Origin of the sequence: Methyloversatilis sp. (assembly GCF_965284615.1) — a bacterium.
Taxonomy (GTDB): domain Bacteria; phylum Pseudomonadota; class Gammaproteobacteria; order Burkholderiales; family Rhodocyclaceae; genus Methyloversatilis.
In genome coordinates, this window is record NZ_OZ260098.1 from 2,719,794 (window position 1) to 2,741,185 (window position 21,392).

Below are 21,392 nucleotides of genomic sequence, written 5' to 3' on the forward strand. Positions count from 1 at the left end.
CGGTTAAAGAAACCGTGCCCACAGTCGTGAACCGGAACTACTCCTTCTCATCGGGCCTCGCGGCCGACTGCCCTAAGAGCTGAGCCGGTCATGCCCACCACTCTTCTGTCACACGGCACCACACCGCGCAATGAAGGCACGGAACGCCAGGTCGAGGCGGAACTGGTGGCGCTCGCCTACCGGCTGACGCCCTTCACGCTGCTGATGGCCATCGTGCTGGCCAGCCTGATCTGGGGCGTGCTGCACAACATTGTCGATCCGCGTGCACTCAGCATCTGGCTGGTGGCGATGGTGGTCGTGAACGTCGGTCGTTACGGTCTCATCCTGGCCTGGCGCCATGTGTCGCCAGGCATCAACGAGACGCTGATCTGGAAGTGGCTGTTCATGCTCGGCGTGCTCGCCGCCGGCTCCGCCTGGGGGTCGCTCGGCGTGTTCCTGATGCCGCCGCCGGGACATCCCTACGAAATGGTCGTGCCGCTCTGTCTGGTGGCCGTATCCGCTGTAGGGCTGTTCTCGCTGACCGGCATGTGGAAGGCCTATCTGTGCATGGCGCTGCCCACACTGCTCCCCACCGCTTATTTCTATCTGCGCTCGCCCGAGCCCGAGCGCGAGGTGCTGGGCGGCTTCATCCTGCTGTTCCTGATGATCGCCGTCGTCAACGCCCGTCGCTTCCAGCGCAACACCGCCGAGTTCATCCGGCTGCGCCTGCACCACGCCAAGGTGGCGCAGGAAAACGAGGAGGCGAAGGAGAACGCCGAACAGGCCAACCAGGCGAAGAGCCAGTTCCTGGCGAACATGAGCCACGAAATCCGCACGCCGATGAATGGCGTGCTGGGCATGGCGCAGCTGCTGCTGCGCAGCGAACTGAACGGCGAGCAGCGGCGCTACCTGGAAACGCTTTACCGCTCGGGCGAAAACCTGCTCGATCTGCTGAACGACATTCTCGATCTGTCGAAGATCGAAGCCGGCCGCTTCGATCTCGTGCGCAGCGAATTCGACCCGCGGCGCACGCTGCGCGAAGTGACCGAACTGCTCGGCGCGCAGGCACGCGAAAAGAACCTGACGCTGGCACTCGACGTCAACGACGCGGTACCCGGCCGCATCGAGGGCGACCCCGGTCGCCTGCGCCAGATCGCCGTCAACCTGATCGGCAACGCCATCAAGTTCACCGACCACGGCGGCGTGTTCGTCACGCTGCGCGCGCACTCGATGGACGACGACCTGATGCTGCACGACCGCCCGACCAGCGGTTCGGTGCGCATGGTCATGTCAGTGCGCGATACCGGCATCGGCATCGCGCACGACGACCAGGCACGCATCTTCGACGCCTTCGCCCAGGCCGACAACACCGCCTCGCGCCGCTTCGGCGGCACAGGCCTCGGTCTGGCGATTTCGCGTCAGCTGGCCGAAATGCTCGGCGGCTCGGTCACGCTGCGCAGCGCCCAGGGCATCGGCTCCACCTTCACACTGTCGCTGCCGTGCAAGGTGGTATCGACCGGCATCGAGGAAGCGCAGAACAGCCTGTCGCTGCCCACCTTGCCGCGACTGTCCGGCAGCGTGCTGCTGGTCGAGGACAGCCCGGTCAACGCTGAAGTCGCCTCCCACATGCTTGAGGCCTTCGGCTTGCGCTGCACGCTGGCGCGCGACGGTTGACAGGCGCTGCAGGAGCTTGAGCACGCCCGCTTCGACCTCGTGCTGATGGACTGCCAGATGCCCGGCATGGATGGCTTCGAAGCCTGCGAACGCATCCGCGACCGCGAACGCCTGGTCGGCCTGCCGGCCACGCCGCTGATCGCGCTGACCGCCGGCGCCAACGACGGCGACCGCGAGAACTGCATCGCCGCCGGCATGGACGACTACCTGGCCAAGCCCTTCCGCGAAGACGACCTGTACGCCATCGTGCGCAAGTGGCTGCCGGACAACGCGGTGTCCGGCACGCAGTCGATCTCGATCGACGCGATCAACCAGCAGGACCGCGCGCGCTTCGCTGCGCTGTACGAGAAGGAATCGCAGCGCAACGTGCTGGCCATGCAGGAAGCGCTGCGCGAGCGCGACGAGAACACGCTGCGCCGCGCCGCCCACACGCTGAAGTCGCTGGCCGTGCATGCGCAGGCCTTCGACCTGCACGACACGATGCGTCGGCTCGAAGCGGCCGCGCTGGAAAAGGACTGGGCACTGGCCACCACGCTGGTGCCGATCGCCAGCCGCATGCAGCTCGAGTAGGCGCGCCGCGTACTCGAATGCAGCCTGGACAGCGAAGGCGCGCAGGGGGCACTGCCGGACGCGCTGGACATCCTGATCGTCAACGACGACGAAGCGGAACGCTTCCTGATGCGCCGCTCGCTCGAAGGCGCCGGCTGCACACACATCCGCGAGGCGGAGAGCGGCGAGCAGGCGCTGCTGATGGTGGGCCAGCAATGCCCCCACGTGCTGCTGCTCGACGGCCTGATGCAGGGCATGGACGGCGTCGCCACCTGCAAGGCGTTGCGCGAACACTACAGCGCCGACAAGCTGGTCATCGTGATGCTGTCGGGCATCGAGGACCCGGCCTGGCAACGCGCAGCGATGGACGCCGGCGCCAGCTGCTTCGTCGCCAAATCGGTGTCGCGCGAAAAGCTGATGGATACGCTGACCGCGCGTCTGGCAGAACTCGACCGCCCGCTGCGCAGTCAACTGCGTGGCAAGCCGCGCCTCAGCGTGGCCTGATCGTCGCCCCGTCCTGCGCGGCGATCTACCGCGAAGGAGCCTCGATGCGATCAATCTTCCTTGCACTCGCGCTGTGCGCATGCAGCAGCGCTTACGCCATCGATCCCGCCGCCGTGCCGCCGGACAAGCGCACGGTGCTGGACCGCTATCTGACCTCGGCCGAGGCGCACCGCATGCTGAGCGACAACCCCGGCGGCACGCTCTTCCTCGACGTGCGCACGCAGGCCGAGGTGAGCTATGTCGGCGTACCGGCCGGCATGGATGCCAACGTGCCCTTCATGTTGGTCAACTTCGACCACTTCGACGCCAAGTCGCGCCGCTTCACGCTGCACAAGAACCCTGAATTCATCCGCTCGGTCGAACAGCGCCTGCAGGCCAAGGGACTGGACCGCAACGCCGACATCGTGCTCATCTGCCGCTCCGGCGACCGCACGGCGCGCGCCGTCAATGCGCTGGCCGCGGCCGGTTTCACCCGGGTATGGACGGTGATCGACGGTTTCGAGGGCGACACCGCGGACAGCGGCGCCGAGCGCGGCAAGCGCACCGTCAATGGCTGGAAGAATGCCGGCCTGCCGTGGAGCTATGCGCTCGACCCGGCGCAGGTCTGGCTGCCGGCCGGCGCACGCTGATCAGCGCCCGGGCAGCATGCGCGACAGCAGCCCGTCGCGATCGATGAAGTGATGCTTCAGCGCGGCCAATACGTGGCCCGCCACCACCAGCATGAAGAACCAGTTCAGCAGCCGGTGCGTCAGCAGCAGCGCCTCGCCCAGCGCCTCGTCCTTGGCCAGCAGATCGGGCAGCGGCAGCACGCCGAACCAGACGGTCTGGAAGCCCTTGGCCGAACTCATCAGCCAGCCGGACAGCGGCACGATCACCATCAGCAGATAGAGCAGATGATGGCCGGCCTTGGCCGCCGTCACCTGCCAGGCCGGCATGTCCGCCGGCAGCGCGGGCGGCCGGTGCGTAATGCGCCAGGCCAGGCGCGCGATCACCAGCAGGAACACGGTGACGCCGGCCCACTTGTGATACGAGTAGAACTTCAGCTTCTGCGGCGACAGCGGCAGTTCGACCATGTAGAGGCCGAAGCCGAACATGCCGAACAGCATCAGCGCGATCAGCCAGTGCAGCGACATCGCGGTGCGGGTGTAGCGCATCGTTGTTTTCCTGTGCGAGGGGTGAAGCAGGCTGGAGGCGTATCGGCCTCCGCGAGGTTCGGCATTGTCGGTGCGTCGCAGTTCCGGCGGAAGCCCCGGCCGGTGCGGCCTGGAAAATTTCCCGCAGCCGCCGCAGCCGTTCAGAGACTGATCTGCGTGCCCAGCTCGACCACCTGATTGGGCGGCAGGTGGAAGTAGTTCGCCGGCCCTTCCGACTGCCGCATCATCCAGCCGAACAGCGCACGCCGCCACGACTGCAGGTCGTCACCCTGGCCTTCGACCACGGTCGCGCGGGCGACGAAATAGGTGGTGCTCATCGGCTCCAGTTCGAGACCCAGATCGGCCAGCGCGGCGAGCGCCTTCGGAATGTCCGGTTCCTCGCGGAAGCCGTAGCGCGCCTCCACCGTGTAGTGCTCGCCACCGAGCTTGTGCACTTCGATGCGGTCGATGTCGGGCACGCGCGGCACGTCCTCGATCATCACGTGCAGGAAGAACACGCGCTCATGCAGCACCTTGAAGTGCTTCAGATTGTGGAACAGCGCACTGGGCACCGTTTCCGTATCGGATGTCAGGTAGATCGCCGTGCCCGGCACACGCGGAACGTCCAGCGGCGGTCCGCCGATGAAGTCGGCCATCGGGATGTTGATGCGCCGGCGTTCGCGGGTGATCAGCGCGGTGCCCTGCTTCCACGTCGTGAGCATCGTGAACAGCGCGCCGCCAAGCAGCATGGGCAGCCAGCCGCCGGCCATGAACTTGGTCAGGTTGGAGGCGAAGAACAACATCTCGACGACCAGGAAGACGCCGAGCACGGCGAGCAGCAGCGTCTTCAGGCGACGCTGCGACATGGTCGTGATGAACAGCATCAGCAGCGTCGTGATGATCATGTCGCCCGACACCGCGATGCCGTAGGCCGCCGCCAGTTCGCTCGACGTGTCGAATTCGAGCACCAGCACGACCACCACGACCAGCATCATCCAGTTCACCGCGGGTATGTAGACCTGCCCCCGTTCGGTGTCCGAGGTGTGCAGCTGACGCAGGCGCGGCAGGTAACCCAGTCGCGTCGCCTGCGCGGTGATCGAGAAAGCGCCGGAAATGGTCGCCTGCGACGCGATCACGGTGGCCATCGTCGCCAGCGCGACCAGGGGCAGCCGCCAGTCCTCGGGAGCCAGCATGAAGAAGGGGTTGCTGACCGCCTCGGACGAACGCAGCACCAGCGCGCCCTGACCGAAGTAGTTGATCAGCAGTGCCGGCGACACGATGAAATACCAGGCCAGCCGCACCGGACGCCGGCCGAAGTGACCCATGTCGGCATACAGCGCCTCGCCGCCGGTCAGCGCAAGGAAGACCGCACCGAGCAGCAGGAAGGCCTTACCCGGCGTGTCGATCGCGAACGAGACGGCATAGGCCGGGTTCAGCGCGCGCAACACCTCGGGCGTCTGCGCGATGCTCGATGCTCCCAGCAGCGCCAGCACGGCGAACCAGACGATGGTGATCGGCCCGAAGAAACGCCCCACGACAGCGGTACCGGTGCGCTGCACGCAGAACAGCAGGACCAGGATGACGATGGTGATCGGTTCGACCCAGTGCTCCAGAGTGGGCGTCACCACGGCAATGCCCTCGACCGCCGACAGCACCGAAATCGCCGGCGTGATCACCGCGTCACCGTAGAACATCGCGGCGGCGAACACGCCGGCTGCGGTGACCGCCGCAACGCGGCGACGTACGCCGGTGCGCGCCGAACGCTGCGCCAGCGAAGCCAGCGCCAACGCGCCACCCTCGCCCTCGTTGTCGAAGCGCAGCACGATGAACACGTACTTGAACGAAATGATCAACGTGACCGCCCAGAACAGCGCCGAAAGCGTGGCCAGCACATTGGCCTCCGACAGCGGCAGTCCGTGCGATCCGGCGAAGGCTTCCTTGAAGGCGTAGAGCGGGCTGGTACCGATGTCGCCGAACACGACGCCGAGTGCGGCAAGCATCAGCGGCGCAAGGGCTTTCGGCTCTTGAGTGGCCTGGGTCATCAGGGGAATCGGTGGGAAGACGCCGCCGATACTGCGCCGCACCATTTACAAGATCAAGTCTTGACGGCGACGCAAGGATGGAGTTTTGCAACAATCACACACCTCCGTTACTTCGATCACGCCATGTCGTCGCACACCGACACCACCGACCTGTCCGCCCTGCGCGACCTGATCCGCCAGTTCGTCGATGAACGCGACTGGGCGCAGTTCCATACGCCGAAGAACCTGGCGATGGCGATGAGCATCGAAGCTGCCGAGGTGATGGAGCACTTCCAGTGGCTGCCCACCGGCCGCGAACTGGCCGACGACAAGCGCACCGCGGTCAGCCACGAACTGGCCGACGTGCTGGTCTATCTGGTGCGTCTGGCCGACGTGCTGGACATCAACCTGCCGGCCGCGGTGGCCGACAAGATGGCGCTGAACCGCCAGAAGTACCCGGCCGACCGGGTGCGCGGCGACGCGCGCAAGTACGACGAGTACCCCGATCGCGAATGAAGCGGGCAAGGCGGCCGAAGCGGTTTCCGGGATAATCGCGCCTCTGCCGTCACCGGTGGCGCCCGAACGTTCGGGTGCCACACCGCTCTACCCGCACATGACTTCATTGCCTTCCCTGCTGTCCCGTCTTCCCCGCCCGCGCCCCGGTGGCCGCACCGACTGGCCGAAGCTGCCGGGCGGTGCCCAGGCGCTCGCCCTGTCCGAGCTTGCACGCGAGCTGGGCGCCCCGCTGGTGGTCGTTGCCGCGCGTCCGATGGACGCACAGCGCCTGCTCGACGAACTGCGCTGGTTCGCGCCAGCCCTGCGTTCATTCCAGCTGCCGGACTGGGAAACCCTGCCCTACGACCAGTTCTCGCCACACGCAGATCTGGTGTCGGAGCGGCTGGAAACGCTTTACGCACTGATGCGCGGCGAACTGGACGTGCTGGTGGTACCCGCCTCGACCGCGCTCTACCGTCTCGCGCCGCGCGAGTACCTGGCGGCCCACACCTTCTTCGTCAAGCAGGGGGCGAAGCTGGACGTCGAGGGCCTGCGCCTGCAGCTCACCGTGGCCGGCTACAGCGCGGTCACTCAGGTCGTCGCACCGGGCGAATACAGCGTGCGCGGCGGCCTGGTCAACCTCTACCCGACCGGCTCCGCCCTGCCCTACCGCATCGACCTGTTCGACGACGAGGTCGAAAGCATCCGCACCTTCGACGTCAACACACAGCGCACCGTTTTTCCGACGCAGGAAATACGGCTGCTGCCGGCACGCGAGTTCCCGATGGACGACAAGGCACGTGCCGCCTTCAGGTCGCGCTTCCGCGAAACCTTCGAGGGCGATCCGTCGAAGTCGGTCATCTACAAGGACGTGTCCAACGGCGTGCCCAGCGCCGGCATCGAGTACTACATCCCGCTGTTCTTCGAGCGCACCGACACGCTGTTCGACTACCTGCCGGCCAACGCCGTCGTGGCGCTCGACTACGAGGTCAATGACGCCATCGCCGACTTCTGGCGCGACACGAAAAGCCGCTTCGACCTGATGAAGGGCGAACGCGCGCGGCCAATACTGCCGCCGCCGGACCTGTTCCTGTCTGAAGAACAGTTCCACGTATCGCTGGCCAACCGCCCCATCGTGCGCCTCGGCCGCGGCGACGAAGTGGCCGCGGTCACGCCGCTGCCCGACCTTGCCGTCGAGCGCAAGTCGGACGACCCGCTGTTCCGGCTGCGCGCGCTGGTCGCCGCGCAGCGCGTGCTGGTGGTGGCCGAATCGGCGGGCCGGCGCGAAACGCTGACCGACTACTTCACCGAATACGGCTTGGCCAACGCCGCCTGCGACAGCTTCGACGCGGCGCTGGCGAGTGAGGCACGCCTGCTGATCGCCACCGGCCCGCTGGCCGAAGGCTTCGCGCTGACCTCGCCATCGATTGCGCTGGTCACCGAAAGCGAGCTCTACCCGTCGCAGGCCCGCGCGCGCAGCAAGCGCGACGGCCGCAAGGTGACCGCCGAGAACTTCCTGCGCGATCTCACCGAACTGAAGGTGGGCGACCCGGTGGTTCATCTGCAGCACGGCATCGGTCGCTACATCGGCCTGATGCACATGGACCTCGGCGAGGGCGAGACCGAGTTCCTGCATCTGGAGTACGCAGACGGCGACAAGCTCTACGTGCCGGTGTCGCAGCTGCACCAGATCAGCCGCTACAGCGGTGCGCCCGGCGACCAGATCACGCTGCACAAGCTCGGCTCCGGCCAGTGGGAAAAGGCGAAGAAGAAGGCGGCCGCCCAGGTGCGCGACACCGCCGCCGAACTGCTCGCGCTGTACGCGCAGCGCTCGGCGCGCAAGGGCCACACCTTCGGCTTCAGACAGCACGACATGGACGCCTTTGCCGAAGGCTTCGGTTTCGAGGAAACGCCGGACCAGCTCAACGCGATCAGCGCGGTGGTCGGCGACATGACCTCCGGCCGGCCGATGGACCGACTCGTATGCGGCGACGTCGGCTTCGGCAAGACGGAGGTCGCGCTGCGCGCCGCCTTCGTCGCGGTGGCCGACGGCAAGCAGGTCGCCGTGCTGGCGCCGACCACGCTGCTGGCCGAACAGCACTATCAGACCTTCTCCGACCGCTTCGCCCAGGTGGCGCACGAGTGGCCGGCGCGCATCGCCGAGATTTCGCGCTTCAAGAGTGCGAAGGAACAGACGCAGGCGCTGAAGGAGGCGGCCGAAGGCAGGATCGACGTGCTGATCGGGACACATCGGCTGCTGCAGAAGGACGTCAAGTTCGCCCGCCTCGGCCTGGTCATCATCGACGAAGAACACCGCTTCGGCGTGCGCCAGAAGGAGGCGCTGAAGGCGCTGCGCGCGGAGGTGGACGTGCTCACGCTGACCGCGACGCCGATTCCGCGCACGCTGGCCATGTCGCTCGAAGGCATCCGCGACTTCTCGGTCATCGCCACCGCGCCGCAGAAGCGGCTGGCGATCAAGACCTTCGTCAGCCCGTGGTCGCGCGGGCTGATCCGCGAAGCAGTGCTGCGCGAATTCAAGCGTGGCGGCCAGGTGTACTTCCTGCACAACGAGGTTGACACCATCGAGGAAATGAAGACGCGGCTGGCCGACCTGCTGCCGGAGGCGCGCATCGTGGTCGGCCACGGCCAGCTGCCGGAGCGCGAACTGGAGCGCGTGATGCGCGAGTTCACGCAGCGGAAGCACAATGTGCTGCTGTGTACCACCATCATCGAAACCGGCATCGACAACCCGAACGCCAACACCATCATCATCAACCGCGCCGACCGCTTCGGTCTGGCCCAGCTGCACCAGCTGCGCGGCCGCGTCGGCCGCAGCCATCACCAGGCTTACGCCTACCTGCTGACCGACGCGCACGCCAAGCCGACCGAACAGGGCCGCCGTCGCCTCGAAGCGATCCAGATGATGGAAGAGCTGGGCTCCGGCTTCTTCCTTGCCATGCACGACCTGGAAATCCGCGGCGCCGGCGAAGTGCTGGGCGACTCGCAATCCGGCGAAATGCAGGAAGTAGGTTTCAACCTCTACACCGAAATGCTGAAGAGCGCGGTGAAGGCGCTGCAGAAGGGCGAGGAAGCCGATCTGACGCAGCCGCTGGACATCGTGTCGGAAATCAACCTGCACACGCCCGCCCTGCTGCCGACCAAGTACTGCCCCGACGTGCATGAGCGGCTCACGCTGTACAAGCGACTGGCCAACTGCGAAACCGACGACGAACTGGGCGGCCTGCGCGAGGAACTGGTGGACCGCTTCGGCCCGATGCCCGACCAGACCCGCGCGCTGCTGGAGACGCACCGCCTGCGCATCGCCGCAAAGCCTCTGGGCATCACCAAGATCGACGCGCACGAAACGCTGATCCTGATCACCTTCTGCCCCAACCCGCCGATCGAGCCGATACGCATCATCCAGCTGGTGCAGAAGGACCGGAACTTCAAGCTGGCCGGACAGGACAGACTGTCGTGGAAGCGATCCAGCCCCGACCTCGACAGCCGGGTCGGTGCCGTGCGCGAACTGATGAAGAAGCTGAGCGGCTGATCGCCGCACCGGGCGCAATGCAATGTACCGGTGTGGCGACCGGCACAGCCCGGCCACACCCGCCCCGGCCTGCGCCGGTGCGGCTTATGCTGTAGCGCCCCGTTCTGGAGTGACAACGATGCGCATACTGATACTGGGTGCCGGTGGCATCGGCGGCTACTTCGGCGCCCGACTGCAGCACGCCGGTGCCGACATCACCTTCCTCGTGCGGCCGGCGCGCGCCGAACATCTGCGCGAACACCGGCTGCGCGTGTGGAGTCCCTTCGGCGACCTGCAACTGACGCCTGAGCTGCTGACCGCCGTCAACACGCCCTTCGACCTTGTGCTGCTGTCATGCAAGGCCTACGACCTGGCGTCCGCGCTCGATGCCATCGCACCGGCGGTCGGACCAAAGACCGTCGTGCTGCCGCTGCTCAACGGCATCGCCCACCTCGATCTGCTGGACGCCCGCTTCGGCCGCGAGCGCGTGGCCGGCGGCGTCGCTCACCTGGCGCTAACGCTGGACGAAAGCGGCGGCATCCGCCATCTGAACGCCAGCCAGCGCCTCATCATCGGCGCCCGCCATCCGGCGCAGTCGGCGGCCATCGACACACTGGGCGCGGTACTCACCGGCATCTCGCCCGACTACACGGTGTCGGCCGACATCGAACAGGACATGTGGGACAAGCTGGTGTTCATCGCCACGCTGGCCGGCGCCACCTGCCTGATGCGTGCGTCGATCGGCGACATCCTCGACACGCGCGCCGGGCGCGCGCTGATCGAACGCATGCTGGAGGAAGGCGCGGCGGTCGCCGCCGCCTGCGGCCGCGCTCCGGCCGCGCAGCGCATGGCCGGCTACCGCGCACAGCTGACTGAAGCCGGCTCGACCCTCACCGCTTCCATGCTGCGCGACGTGCTGCGCAGCGCGCGCACCGAAGCCGATCACATTCTCGGCGACCTGTGCCGGCGTGCCGACGCACAGTCGGTGTCGGTACCCAAGCTCGATCTGGCCTGCTCGCACCTGCAGGCTTACGAGGCGGCGCGGGCGCGGCTGTCGGAATCGTCCGGCTGATCGCCGGGCGCGGTCTGCCTAAGATGCAGCCGGTCCGTCATCCACTTCCCTCTCCGATGCCCCAGTCCTCTCCTTCCGCCGACGCACCGCTGTTCATCGTGCTCAATGCCGGTTCCGGCAGCAGCGACGCCGAGCGCACGCGCGAAACCATCGAGTCGGTGCTGTCCGGAGTCGGTCGCGCGCACCGCATCCTCTACGTCGAGGACGCGCGCCGGCTGCATACCGTCGCCTGGCAGGCGGTGCAGGAGGCGCGCATCCAGAAGGGCATCGTGGTCGCCGCCGGCGGCGACGGCACGATCAACGCGGTAGCGCAGGTAGTGGTCGGCAGCGGCGTTGCGTTCGGCGTGCTGCCGCAGGGCACCTTCAACTACTTCTCGCGCGAGTACGGCATTCCGGCGGATACCGCGGAGGCAACGCGCCTGCTGCTGACCGGTCGCATACGACGCGTGCAGGTCGGCTGGGTGAACGAGCGCATCTTCCTGGTCAACGCCAGCGTCGGCCTCTATCCGGCGCTGCTGGAGAACCGCGAGGAATGGAAGCAGCAGTTCGGCCGCAGCCGCATCGTCGCGCTGTGGGCGGGCCTGGCCACGCTGCTGCGCGGACATCGCCGGATGACGCTGGAAATGGAACACGCCGGCCGGCTGCACACGCTGCACACGTTGACGCTGTTCGTCGGCAACAACCGGCTGCAGCTCGAACGGATAGGGGTTGACGAAGCGACGGCGCTGGACGAAGGCCGGCTGGCCGCGCTGGCGCTGCGCCCGACCGGCCGGCTGGCCATGCTGTGGCTGCTGGCACGCGGCGCTTTCGGCCGCCTCGGCGACGCCGACGAAGTACAGGGCTTCAGCTTCGAAACGCTGCGCCTGAGCGTGCTGCGGCGCGGTCGTCGCAGCGGCCGCATCAAGATCGCCACCGACGGCGAGGTCGGCTGGATGCGCACGCCGCTCGAGTTCCGCGTCATTCCCGACGCGCTGCCGCTGATCGTCCCGGCCGACGGTGCGGACGGATGAGCGCACTGCTGCTGCAGATATCGGACACCCATTTCGGCACCGAGCGTCCGCAGGTGTGCGAGGCGCTGTGCCGGCTCGCCCATGCGCAGCGCCCACAGGTACTGCTGCTGAGCGGCGACATCACGCAGCGTGCACGTCGTGCGCAGTTTGCCGCCGCGCGTGTCTTCACCGACAGCCTGCACATCGCGCAACGGATGGTGCTGCCGGGCAACCACGACATTCCGCTGTTCAACCTGCCGGCGCGCCTGTTCGCCCCCTATCGCGACTACCGCCGCGCCTTCGGACAGGCGCACGACGCCGTGCTCGACACCGACGGCCTGCGCCTGATCGGCCTCGACAGCACCCGACGGCTGCGCCATGTTGACGGCCAGCTGTCGGCAGCGCAGATCGAGCGCGCCGCCGGCTGGCTGGAACAGGCGCCGGCGGACGTGCTGCGCGTGGTCGCGCTGCACCACCCGGTGGCGGTCACCCGCGCCAGCGAGCGGCACAACCGTGTACACGGTCATGCCGAAGCGCTGCGGCGCTGGCTGGAAGCCGGGGTGGATCTGGTGCTGGGCGGACACATTCACCTGCCCTTCGTGCGTCCGCTCGACGGCAGCGGACGCGCCGGCTGGGCGGTGCAGGCAGGCACGGCGGTATCGAGCCGCACGCGGCGCGACGCCGGCAATTCGGTCAACCTGATCCGCCGCCACACGCGCGCGGGGCGCGCGATCTGCACGGTCGAACGCTGGGACTACCGCAGCGCGGCCGACGAGTTCGAAATGGCGGCGCTCAGTGCGCTGCCGCTCGGCAACTGACCTTCGCACGCCCATGCACGCCTCTCTGAGCACGCCTGCACTGCTGGCCGAAACGGTCGCCGCCAACCTGCTGCCGCTGTATTTCGCGCTGCTCGCCGGCGCACTGGCACTCGCCGCCTCGACGCTGCTATCGTGGCGCCGGCTGCGCCCGGGCGGCGCGGCATCGGCAGCGCGCATCGCCGGCGCCGGCGCGCTGGGCGTCGCCCTCGCCGGCAGCGTCTTCGCGCTGATCGCCACCGCCGTGACCGCTGGTCACGCGCTGACCGAGTTCGACGATACGCTGGTCACCGCGCTGAGCGCCACACAGCCGGCGGACACGCTGCGCGTATTCGCGCGCCTGACCCATTTCGGCGACACGGCGACGCTCACCGCGCTTGGCATCGGCGGCGCGCTGCTGCTGGCCTGGCGGCGACACCTCGTACTGGCGGCCACCTGGGCCGCGGCGATCGCTGGCAACGCGCTGCTCAACGTGTCGTTGAAGGCGCTGTTCGAGCGTGTGCGGCCGGTGCACGACCACGGCATCACGATCGAAACCAGCTGGAGCTTTCCGAGCGGCCACGCGTCCGGCACGGTGGCCGCCTGGGGCATCGCCGCCTACGTAATGCTGCGGCTGCTGCCGTCGCGCTGGCACCTGCCGGTGGTACTCGCGGCGGTGGCCATCGCCGTCACCACGGCGGTGAGCCGCGTCGTGCTGCAGGTGCATTTCGCCAGCGACGTGCTGGCCGGCATGGCGTCCGGCGCAGCCTGGCTGACGCTGTGCATCACGCTGTCCGAGTTGCTGCGCCGACGCGTGCCGTGAAAAGATGCACCCGCCCTGCTGCCCCCGGAGACCCCGCATGATCGACACTTCCCGCTTCGACGCCGCCTGGTGGGGCGGTTTCATCGGCGACGCGCTGGCGATGCCGGTGCACTGGTACTACACGCGCCACCGCATCGCCGAGGACTACGGCGACATCACCACCTATCTGCCACCGCACAACCCGCATCCGGACAGCTTCCTGTGGCGCAGCGAATACACCTGCACCGGCAGCACCGACGACATCCTGCACGAGCAGGCACGCTGGTGGAGCGGCCCGCGCGACATCCACTACCACCAGTTCCTGCACGCTGGCGAGAACACGCTGAACGTGCGCCTCGCCATGCTGCTGGCCGAGTCGCTGCTGGCCTGCGGGCGCTACGACCGCGACGACTACGCGCACCGCTACACCGATTTCATGCTGACACCGGGCATGCACGGCGACACCTATGTCGAGGAATGCCACCGCGCCTTCTTCCGCAACTACGGCAAGGGGCTGGAAATCGACGACTGCGGCAGCGTGGACATCCACATTGGCGGGCTGGCCACGCTGGCGCCGCTCATCCTGTTCCACGCCGATGACCGCGACGCGCTGCGTGCAGCGGTGATCCAGCATGTCAACCTGACGCACAAGGGCGAGGAAATGTCGGCTGCGGCGGCGCTGTACGCCGACCTCGCCTTCCATCTGCTGCACGGCGCGACATTCGACGACGCGCTGTCGCGCGCCGAACCCGCCGGCCATCCTGCGCTCGCCTTCCCTTACCGCGACTGGGCGGCGACGCGCGCCGACGACGAGGTGATCGGGCGACAGTTCAGCCCGGCCTGCTACCTGAAGGATGCGCTGCCGGCGACGCTGCACCTCGCGGTGAAGTACGCCGACAGGCCGCGCGACGGACTGCTCGCCAATGTGCGGATGGGCGGCGACAACTGCCATCGCGGCGTCGTGCTCGGCACGCTGCTGGGTGCCGCGAACGGGATGGCGGCGCTGCCGACGGAATGGGTAAGTGGCCTGTACGCCGCCAGCGACTGCCGGCGGCTGCTGGAGGCGTTGCGCGCTCGCGCCGCCTGAACCTCAGGTATGAACCTCGGGCTCGGACCTGAGGTTCAGGCCAGTACGGCGCGATTGCGTCCGGCCTCCTTGGCCGCGTAGAGACGCTCGTCAGCGGTGCGGAACACGTGCATCAGTTCGTCGTTGGCAGCATCGATAAAGGCGCCACCGACCGACGTCGTCACCACGCCCCAGTCGGCGTTGCGCTCGTGCGGAATGGCCAGTCCGCGCACTTCGGCGATCACCGTTTCGGCGATGCGCTCATAGACCGGCTTGCTGGCGACCGGCATCAGCACTGCGAATTCCTCGCCACCGTAGCGGGCGGCGAAAGCGCCTTCGGTCAGGCGTTCGGCGTTGAAGCGCTCGACCACGCCGGACAGCGCGTGCGCGACCGCGCGCAGGCAGTCGTCGCCGGCGAGGTGGCCGTAGTGGTCGTTGTATTTCTTGAAATGGTCGATGTCGAGCATCAGCAGCGCAAACGGGCGGCCGCTCTCGCGCGCCTCGCTCCACGCCAGATCCAGCGTGAGATCCATGTGCCGGCGGTTGCTCAGACCGGTCAGACCGTCGCGGCTGGCCTGTTCCTTCAGCAGCCGGTTGGCGACCGACAAGCGCTTCCTCAGTGCGGCGATGCGGGTCATCGCCTTCATCTTCGCCTGCAGCACCGCTTCCGGCACCGACTTGACGAGGAAGTCGTCACCGCCAGCCTCGATCGCGGTGATCAGGTTCTCCTGCGTGTCGGACGCGGTGAGGAAGAGGATGGGCGTCCACGCCCAGTCCTGCGTCGCTTCGATCGCGCGGATGCGCGCAGTCGCCTCGAAGCCGTTCATCACCGGCATTTCGATGTCCATCAGGATCAGATCGGGCGCGAGCTGCGCGAACTGCGCCACCGCGGCCTCGCCGTGCTCGGCCACCGTCACCTCGTAGCCAAAGGAGGCCAGACGCACCGACATGACGGCCGCCATGGCGCGACTGTCCTCAACCAGCAATATCTTCATGTGTTCCCCGCAGAGGCAGATTTCTTCTTCTCTTTGTGAACACTATTTCGGCCGCAGGCACATGCGCTTTAGGAGGAAAAATTACCCTCGCGCCCGCCGGCCAGCGCCCGCGTCAGCGCCGGCACGGCCTCGAAGATGTCTGCCACCAGCCCGTAGTCGGCAATGCCGAAGATGGGTGCGTCGGCGTCCTGGTTGATGGCGACGATGACACGCGAATCCTTCATACCGGCCACGTGCTGGATGGCGCCGGAAATGCCCACCGCGATGTACAGCTCGGGCGCGACGACGCGCCCGGTCTGGCCGACCTGGCTGTCATTGCCGACGAAGCCGGCATCGACCGCGGCGCGGCTGGCGCCGAGGGCGGCGTTCAAGGTGTCGGCCAGCGGTTCGAGCAGGCGGCGGAAGTTGTCGGCGCTGCCCAATGCGCGGCCGCCCGACACCACCACACGTGCGCTGCCCAGGTCCGGGCGTCCGCCCTGCACCTGCTGGCGCGCGATCAGACGCGAGCAGGCCGGATCGGTGGCAGCGGCCAGCGGCAGCACCGGGCAATCGCCGCCGGTGGGCGCCGCGGCAAACGCGGTCGCGCGCACGGTGAGCACCTTCAGCGCATCGAGCGATTGCACGGTGACGAGCACGTTGCCGGCGTAGATCGGGCGCACGAAGGTATCGGACGATTCGATGCGCACGACGTCGGTGATGGGGGCCACACCCAGCCGCGCCGCCACCCGCGGCAGCACGTTGCGGGCAAAGCCGCCGGCCGCCGCGACCACGTGCGTGTATTGATCCGCCGCACCGGCCAGCACCGCGCGCAGCAGTTCGGTCAGCGGCTCGGCCAGCTGATCGGCGTAGTGCGCGGCGTCGGCGTGCAGCACGCGGGCGACACCGGCGATCCGGCGCGCCTGTCCGGCCACGGCGTCGCAGTCATGACCGGCCACCAGCAGATCGATCTCGCCACCGCACTGCAGCGCCGCCGTGACCGCATGCAGCGTGACCGGGTGCAGCACGGCGTTGTCGTGCTCGGCAATCACCAGGGTTTTCATCGCATCTCTCCTCAGATCACCTGCGCCTCGGCGCGCAGGCGTTCCATCAGCTGGGCCACGCTGTCAACGCGCACGCCCGGTGTGCGCGCCGGCGGCGGCGCCATGTGCAGCGTGCGCAGGCGTGGCGCGACATCGACGCCCAGCGATTCGGGCGTCACGCTGTTGACCGGCTTCTTCTTCGCCTTCATCAGATTGGGCAGCGACACGAAGCGCGGCTCGTTCAGGCGCAGGTCGGTGGTGAGCACCGCAGGCAGCGTCAGCGCCAGCACTTCGCTGCCGCCGTCGATCTCGCGCGTCACTTCGATGTGGCCGTCACCGGGCAGCAGTTTCGACGCGTTGGTCGCCTGCGGCCAGTCGAGCAGCGCGGCCAGCATCTGGCCGGTCTGGCCGGCGTCGTCGTCGATTGCCTGCTTGCCGCAGATCACCAGTTGCGGCTGCTCGCGCTCACACAACGCATGCAGCAGGCGGGCCACGGCCAGCGGTTGAAGTTCGGCCGCGGTATCGACCAGCAAGGCGCGGTCCGCCCCCATCGCGAGCGCGCTGCGCAGCGTGTCCTGACAGGCGGCGACGCCGCAGGACACGACCACCACCTCGGTGGCGACGCCGGCCTCCTTCAGCCGCACGGCCTCCTCCACCGCGATCTCGTCGAACGGGTTCATCGCCCGCTTGGCGCTGCCGATGTTGACATCGCTGCCATCGGCCAGCACGCGCACCTTCACGTTGTGATCGACCACGCGCTTCACCGCCACCAGCACCTTCATGACACGCCCTCCTCCAGCTCGCGCAGATAGGCCCACGGATAGATGCCGCGCCGGTGGCCGTCGGAGAACACGAGGTTCAGGCCGGCGTCCGCCATCGCGTGCGCTTCGGTAAGCACCACCCCGCTGCAATCCTCGGGGGCGGCACCGGCGCGCGCCGCCTTCGTGCAGAAGGCGCAGCGGCAGCGCGCGCGCAGCAGCGCGTGCGGCAGCGCGCTCTCGCTGCCGTCGTTCCACTCGATGCGCAGCAGGCGCGACGCGCTGTGCACGGTGACCGACCGCGGCAGCGCGCTCACAGCATCGCTCCCACGCCCTCGGCGCCGACGTGCCAGTCGTGCCCGGCGAGTCCGCCCTCCTTCAGTTCTCCACCCATGGCGGCGAGGCTTTCTTCGCGGATGAGCGCCTTCAACTGGCGGTGCAGCGCGAGGAAGGTGGGCGACGAGGTCATGTCGGGCGTGCGCGGGCGCGGCAGCGGCACCGGGATTTCCGCCTTGATGCGGCCGGGGCGCGCGGTCATCACGTAGATCTTGTCCGACAGGAAGATGGCTTCCTCGATGTCGTGCGTAATGAACAGCACCGACAGCTGCAGCTGCTGCCACATATTGGTCAGGATCTCCTGCATCACCACGCGGGTCTGCGAATCGAGCGCGCCGAAGGGCTCGTCCATCAGCATCACCTGCGGGCTGGTGGCCAGCGCGCGGACGATGCCGACGCGCTGCTTCATGCCGCCCGAAAGCTGGTCCGGATAGTGGTTCTCGAAGGACAGCAGGCCAGCCAGGCCGAGCAGCGTGCGCGCCTTCACTTCGCGCGTGCTGCGGCTCACGCCCTGCATCTTCAGGCCGAACTCGACGTTCTGCCGCACGCTGAGCCAGGGGAACAGCGAATACTGCTGGAACACCACGCCACGGTCGGCACCCGGCGCGGTCACGGCACGGCCATCGACGGTGACCGTGCCCTCGTCGGCGCGCAGGAAGCCGGCGACGATGTTCAGCAGCGTTGACTTGCCGCAACCGGACGGTCCGACGATGGACACGAACTCGCCCGGCCTCACGTCCAGCGACACGTTCTTCACCGCGTCGAAGGGCACGCCGTTCTGCGTGAAGCGGATGTTCACGTCACGGATGTCGATGTGGCCGGTGGCCGATCGGGTCTGTACGGTCGATGCGTTCATCGCGAGCTCTCCTTTCCGCTGCTTGCCTGCCAGGGCATCAGCAGCCGGCCGAGCAGGCGGATGCCACCGCTGCACACGAGGCCGAGCACGCCGATCACCAGCATGCCGATGACGATGTTCGAGTACTCGATCAGCGAGTACGCCTCCCAGGTGAAGTAGCCCACGCCGTACTGACCGGAAATCATTTCCGCGGCAATCAGCGACACCCAGGCCACGCCCATGCCCACCGCCAGACCGGTGAAGATGTGCGGCATCGCACCGCGCAGCACCACCTGCGTCATCAGCGCGAACTCGGTGGCACCGAGACAGCGCGCCGCCCGCACCAGCACCGCATCCATCGACGCCACGCCGTGCATGGTGTTGAGCAGGATGGGGAAGAAGGCGCCGATGAAGGTGATGAACACGATGCTGGTTTCGGTGGTCGGCCACAGCATGATGGAGATCGGCACCCAGGCGATGGCCGGGATCGGGCGCAGGATTTCCATCGCCGGGAACAGCAGGCTGCGCACCTGACGGTAGCGCCCGATCAGCAAGCCGAGCGTCACGCCGAGCACGGTGGCGATGGCGAAGCCCAGCATGATGCGACGCAGGCTCAGCATCACGTGCGTCGTGAAGCCCTTGTTGCCGAACAGGTTCAGCGCGTCGCTGAATACCTCGACCGGCCCCGGCACGTTGGTGAAGCGGATGTAGAACACCCAGCGGTAGGTGGTGGCCAGGTGCCAGAAGCCGATCAGCAGCACGATGGACAGGGCACCCAGCGCCAAGGTGGGCAGGCCGCGGCGCAACGTGCGCCCCAGCCGCTGCGCCGGCGTCAGCCGGGGCGGTGCGGCGACGGCCGGGGCGGCGGGCGCCCCGCCGGGCACCGCGACCGGCGCCACCGCGCGCACCGGCGCGGGTACGTCGGCCGGCACGGCGTCCGGCGGGGCGGCGTCATCGATCGAGTGCATCCTCATGACGGTTGACATGGCTCACTTCCTCACGGTGGCGATGGCCAGTGCATCGGCGTAGCTGCCGAGCTTTCCGCCATGGGCGGCGGCATGCGCCTCGGCATCCTTCTTCAGCAGGAAGGGCGTGATGGCCGCACTTCCCTTGCCGCCCAGCGAGTAGAAGGCCTTGTCGGCGAACAGCTTGATCTTGAAGCTCTGGTCGAACACGAAGGCCACACCCACCTTCTTGCCCGCCTTGGTCGCCGCATTGACCGCCGCCAGCGTGCATTCGGCCGACTTGTAGGCGGTCAGCGCGCCGCCTTCGATCCACACCTCACCGGCTTCGCGCGGCTTGTCGATGCTGCCGCCGCACAGCGGGTCGGTCCCCGAGATTTCGTAACTGGCGAAGCTCGCCTTCTGCTTGGTGTAATCCAGCCCCAGTTCCTTGTAGGCCTGCATCAGGTAGGACTCGTCCACCCAGGCGTCGGCGTCGAACTCCTTCACCCGGCCCATGCGCTGCAGCACGCCGTGGTCGTACTTCACCGTCTCGACCCACTTCGGCTTGATGGTCGGATCCAGCGTATGCACGCCGCCCGGGCCGAGGAACATGTAGGCCACTTCCTTCTCGACCCGCGTCCACTCCTCGATCTTGGTCGCTGCCTCGACCGGGTTCTTGCGCACCCACTCGTTCGCCTCCATCAGCGCCTTGATGTAGGCGACGACGAACTCCGGATATTTCTTCGCGAAGTCCTCGCGCACGACGACGCCGTGGAAGGTGGGCACCTTGGTTTCGACGCCGTCGAAGATCTTGCGTGCGAAACCGCGGTAGGGCAGCAGCTCGGCGAAGGGCACGAAGTCGGCGTGACCGTCGATGCGCTTCTCCTGCAGGCTGGAGGTGCCGACTTCCGGGCTCTGGCTCGACAGTTCCCAGACATCGCTCTTCCAGCCCTTGTCCTCCATCGCCTTCAGCAGCATGCCGTGCGCGGCCGAGCCGAAGGGCACCGACACCTTCTTGCCCTTCAGGTCGGACAGCTGGTAATAGGGCGAATCCTTGTGCACCACGATGCCGTTGCCGGCACCGTCGGCGTTGTAGGCAATCAGTGCGATCAGCCGGCTCTTCGTTTCCGGGCTGGCCTGGAAGGTGGCGCCATTCACCAGCAGCGGATAGTCGCCCATCATGCCGATCTGCAGCGTGTTGGCCACCATGCCGTTGGTCACCGGCGGGCCAGAGGTGAAGTTCTGCCATTCGAACTTGAACTGGATGTCCTTGTACTTGCCGGTCTTCGGCAGGTGCTTTTCGAGCAGACCCAGTTCCTTGATGACGATGCCGCCGGTCACCGTATTGGTCGTCGTGTTCTGCGTGCCGATGCCGACGGTGACGACCTCGGCCAGTGCGCCCGTGGCACAGCTGCCCAGCGCTGCGCCGAGCAGCAATGCGCGGGTCGTGCCGGTGACGCGACCCAGGGTCTTCTTCATAACGTTCATGGCTTCACCTCTTCCTGTCAGTTCAATGAATGAATCGAAGATTTGCTGCGTGCTTGCGGTGTGCTGGGCGGCGCTCAGGCGCTCTCGAACAGGTAATGCCTCTTGTCCTTCACGTTGGCCCACTCGTCCGCCTCGGGCAGCGGATCGCGCGCCGCGGTGATCAGCGGCCATTCGGTGGCGAGGCGGGCGTTGATGGCCACGAACTCGATCTGGTCGGCCGGCAGATCCTCCTCGGCGAAGATCGCCTCGGCCGGACACTCCGGAACGCAGACGCCGCAGTCGATGCAGGCCGCGGGGTCGATGACGAGAAATTCCGGCCCTTCGTGAAAGCACTCGACCGGACAGACCGACACGCAGTCGGTGTACTTGCAGCGCACGCAGGCTTCGGTGACGACGAAGGTCATGGTGTT

The 21,392-nt window shown here is 67.4% G+C and carries 21 protein-coding genes; 11 read left to right on the plus strand and 10 right to left on the minus strand.

Annotation, left to right across the window (positions count from 1 at the left end; genetic code table 11):
• Positions 1 to 90 precede the first annotated feature (90 nt).
• The 4 genes from ACQ66H_RS12955 to ACQ66H_RS12970 all read left to right on the plus strand — a co-directional run bounded on the left by ACQ66H_RS12955 (position 91) and on the right by ACQ66H_RS12970 (position 3,335).
• Positions 91 to 1,653 carry an ATP-binding protein gene (locus tag ACQ66H_RS12955; RefSeq protein ID WP_430434369.1) on the plus strand — a complete coding sequence of 521 codons (1,563 nt, stop codon included), beginning with the start codon at positions 91 to 93 and terminating at the stop codon, positions 1,651 to 1,653.
• Positions 1,654 to 1,659: 6 nt separating this feature from the next.
• On the plus strand, positions 1,660 to 2,223 hold the full coding sequence (locus tag ACQ66H_RS12960; protein ID WP_430435632.1) for a response regulator: 564 nt from the start codon (positions 1,660 to 1,662) through the stop codon (positions 2,221 to 2,223).
• A gap of 75 nt (positions 2,224 to 2,298) precedes the next feature.
• Entirely contained in the window at positions 2,299 to 2,706 is a 408-nt protein-coding gene (locus ACQ66H_RS12965) for a response regulator (RefSeq protein ID WP_430435633.1), read from the plus strand.
• Positions 2,707 to 2,750: 44 nt separating this feature from the next.
• Entirely contained in the window at positions 2,751 to 3,335 is a 585-nt protein-coding gene (locus ACQ66H_RS12970; RefSeq protein WP_430434370.1) for a rhodanese-like domain-containing protein, read from the plus strand.
• On the opposite strand, the gene ACQ66H_RS12975 is transcribed toward ACQ66H_RS12970, so the two are convergent.
• On the minus strand, positions 3,336 to 3,860 hold the full coding sequence (locus ACQ66H_RS12975; RefSeq protein WP_430434371.1) for a cytochrome b: 525 nt from the start codon (positions 3,858 to 3,860) through the stop codon (positions 3,336 to 3,338).
• A 140-nt stretch (positions 3,861 to 4,000) separates the two neighbouring features.
• Positions 4,001 to 5,881, minus strand: coding sequence for a potassium transporter Kup (locus tag ACQ66H_RS12980; RefSeq protein ID WP_430434372.1), 1,881 nt, complete (start codon positions 5,879 to 5,881; stop codon positions 4,001 to 4,003).
• A gap of 123 nt (positions 5,882 to 6,004) precedes the next feature.
• Between ACQ66H_RS12980 and ACQ66H_RS12985 the strand changes: the two genes are divergently transcribed.
• The 7 genes from ACQ66H_RS12985 to ACQ66H_RS13015 all read left to right on the plus strand — a co-directional run bounded on the left by ACQ66H_RS12985 (position 6,005) and on the right by ACQ66H_RS13015 (position 14,628).
• The gene (locus tag ACQ66H_RS12985) at positions 6,005 to 6,376 is read left to right on the plus strand and encodes a nucleotide pyrophosphohydrolase (protein WP_430434373.1); all 372 of its coding nucleotides are present in this window, start codon (positions 6,005 to 6,007) and stop codon (positions 6,374 to 6,376) included.
• Positions 6,377 to 6,473: 97 nt separating this feature from the next.
• Positions 6,474 to 9,905: a transcription-repair coupling factor gene (gene mfd, locus ACQ66H_RS12990; RefSeq protein WP_430434374.1), complete on the plus strand. Its 3,432-nt coding sequence runs from the start codon at positions 6,474 to 6,476 to the stop codon at positions 9,903 to 9,905.
• A 118-nt stretch (positions 9,906 to 10,023) separates the two neighbouring features.
• Positions 10,024 to 10,956, plus strand: coding sequence for a 2-dehydropantoate 2-reductase (locus ACQ66H_RS12995; protein WP_430434375.1), 933 nt, complete (start codon positions 10,024 to 10,026; stop codon positions 10,954 to 10,956).
• A 56-nt stretch (positions 10,957 to 11,012) separates the two neighbouring features.
• A complete protein-coding gene (locus ACQ66H_RS13000) occupies positions 11,013 to 11,966 on the plus strand; it encodes a diacylglycerol/lipid kinase family protein (RefSeq protein ID WP_430434376.1) in 954 nt (317 codons plus the stop codon).
• Positions 11,963 to 12,763, plus strand: coding sequence for a metallophosphoesterase family protein (locus tag ACQ66H_RS13005; RefSeq protein WP_430434377.1), 801 nt, complete (start codon positions 11,963 to 11,965; stop codon positions 12,761 to 12,763). The genes ACQ66H_RS13000 and ACQ66H_RS13005 overlap by 4 nt, the downstream gene beginning before the upstream one ends.
• Positions 12,764 to 12,776: 13 nt before the next feature.
• Positions 12,777 to 13,562 (plus strand): phosphatase PAP2 family protein, encoded by a 786-nt coding sequence (locus ACQ66H_RS13010; protein ID WP_430434378.1) that lies wholly within the window; start codon positions 12,777 to 12,779, stop codon positions 13,560 to 13,562.
• A 37-nt stretch (positions 13,563 to 13,599) separates the two neighbouring features.
• Positions 13,600 to 14,628 carry an ADP-ribosylglycohydrolase family protein gene (locus ACQ66H_RS13015; RefSeq protein WP_430434379.1) on the plus strand — a complete coding sequence of 343 codons (1,029 nt, stop codon included), beginning with the start codon at positions 13,600 to 13,602 and terminating at the stop codon, positions 14,626 to 14,628.
• A gap of 35 nt (positions 14,629 to 14,663) precedes the next feature.
• On the opposite strand, the gene ACQ66H_RS13020 is transcribed toward ACQ66H_RS13015, so the two are convergent.
• The 8 genes from ACQ66H_RS13020 to fdxA form a co-directional block, all read right to left on the minus strand.
• The gene (locus ACQ66H_RS13020; RefSeq protein WP_430434380.1) at positions 14,664 to 15,602 is read right to left on the minus strand and encodes a GGDEF domain-containing response regulator; all 939 of its coding nucleotides are present in this window, start codon (positions 15,600 to 15,602) and stop codon (positions 14,664 to 14,666) included.
• Between the two features lie 68 nt (positions 15,603 to 15,670).
• Positions 15,671 to 16,642, minus strand: a complete 972-nt coding sequence (locus ACQ66H_RS13025; RefSeq protein WP_430434381.1) for an electron transfer flavoprotein subunit alpha/FixB family protein — start codon at positions 16,640 to 16,642, stop codon at positions 15,671 to 15,673.
• Positions 16,643 to 16,653: 11 nt separating this feature from the next.
• Complete coding sequence (locus ACQ66H_RS13030; RefSeq protein WP_430434382.1) at positions 16,654 to 17,403, minus strand: electron transfer flavoprotein subunit beta/FixA family protein; 750 nt, start codon at positions 17,401 to 17,403, stop codon at positions 16,654 to 16,656.
• Positions 17,400 to 17,696 (minus strand): DUF971 domain-containing protein, encoded by a 297-nt coding sequence (locus ACQ66H_RS13035; RefSeq protein WP_430434383.1) that lies wholly within the window; start codon positions 17,694 to 17,696, stop codon positions 17,400 to 17,402. Before ACQ66H_RS13035 ends, ACQ66H_RS13030 begins: the two co-directional genes overlap by 4 nt.
• Positions 17,693 to 18,571, minus strand: coding sequence for an ABC transporter ATP-binding protein (locus tag ACQ66H_RS13040; RefSeq protein ID WP_430434384.1), 879 nt, complete (start codon positions 18,569 to 18,571; stop codon positions 17,693 to 17,695). The genes ACQ66H_RS13035 and ACQ66H_RS13040 overlap by 4 nt, the downstream gene beginning before the upstream one ends.
• The gene (locus ACQ66H_RS13045) at positions 18,568 to 19,536 is read right to left on the minus strand and encodes an ABC transporter permease (protein WP_430434385.1); all 969 of its coding nucleotides are present in this window, start codon (positions 19,534 to 19,536) and stop codon (positions 18,568 to 18,570) included. Before ACQ66H_RS13045 ends, ACQ66H_RS13040 begins: the two co-directional genes overlap by 4 nt.
• A gap of 3 nt (positions 19,537 to 19,539) precedes the next feature.
• Positions 19,540 to 20,982 (minus strand): ABC transporter substrate-binding protein, encoded by a 1,443-nt coding sequence (locus ACQ66H_RS13050; RefSeq protein WP_430434386.1) that lies wholly within the window; start codon positions 20,980 to 20,982, stop codon positions 19,540 to 19,542.
• A 74-nt stretch (positions 20,983 to 21,056) separates the two neighbouring features.
• Positions 21,057 to 21,386 carry a ferredoxin FdxA gene (fdxA, locus tag ACQ66H_RS13055; protein ID WP_430434387.1) on the minus strand — a complete coding sequence of 110 codons (330 nt, stop codon included), beginning with the start codon at positions 21,384 to 21,386 and terminating at the stop codon, positions 21,057 to 21,059.
• Between the last annotated feature and the right edge of the window lie 6 nt (positions 21,387 to 21,392).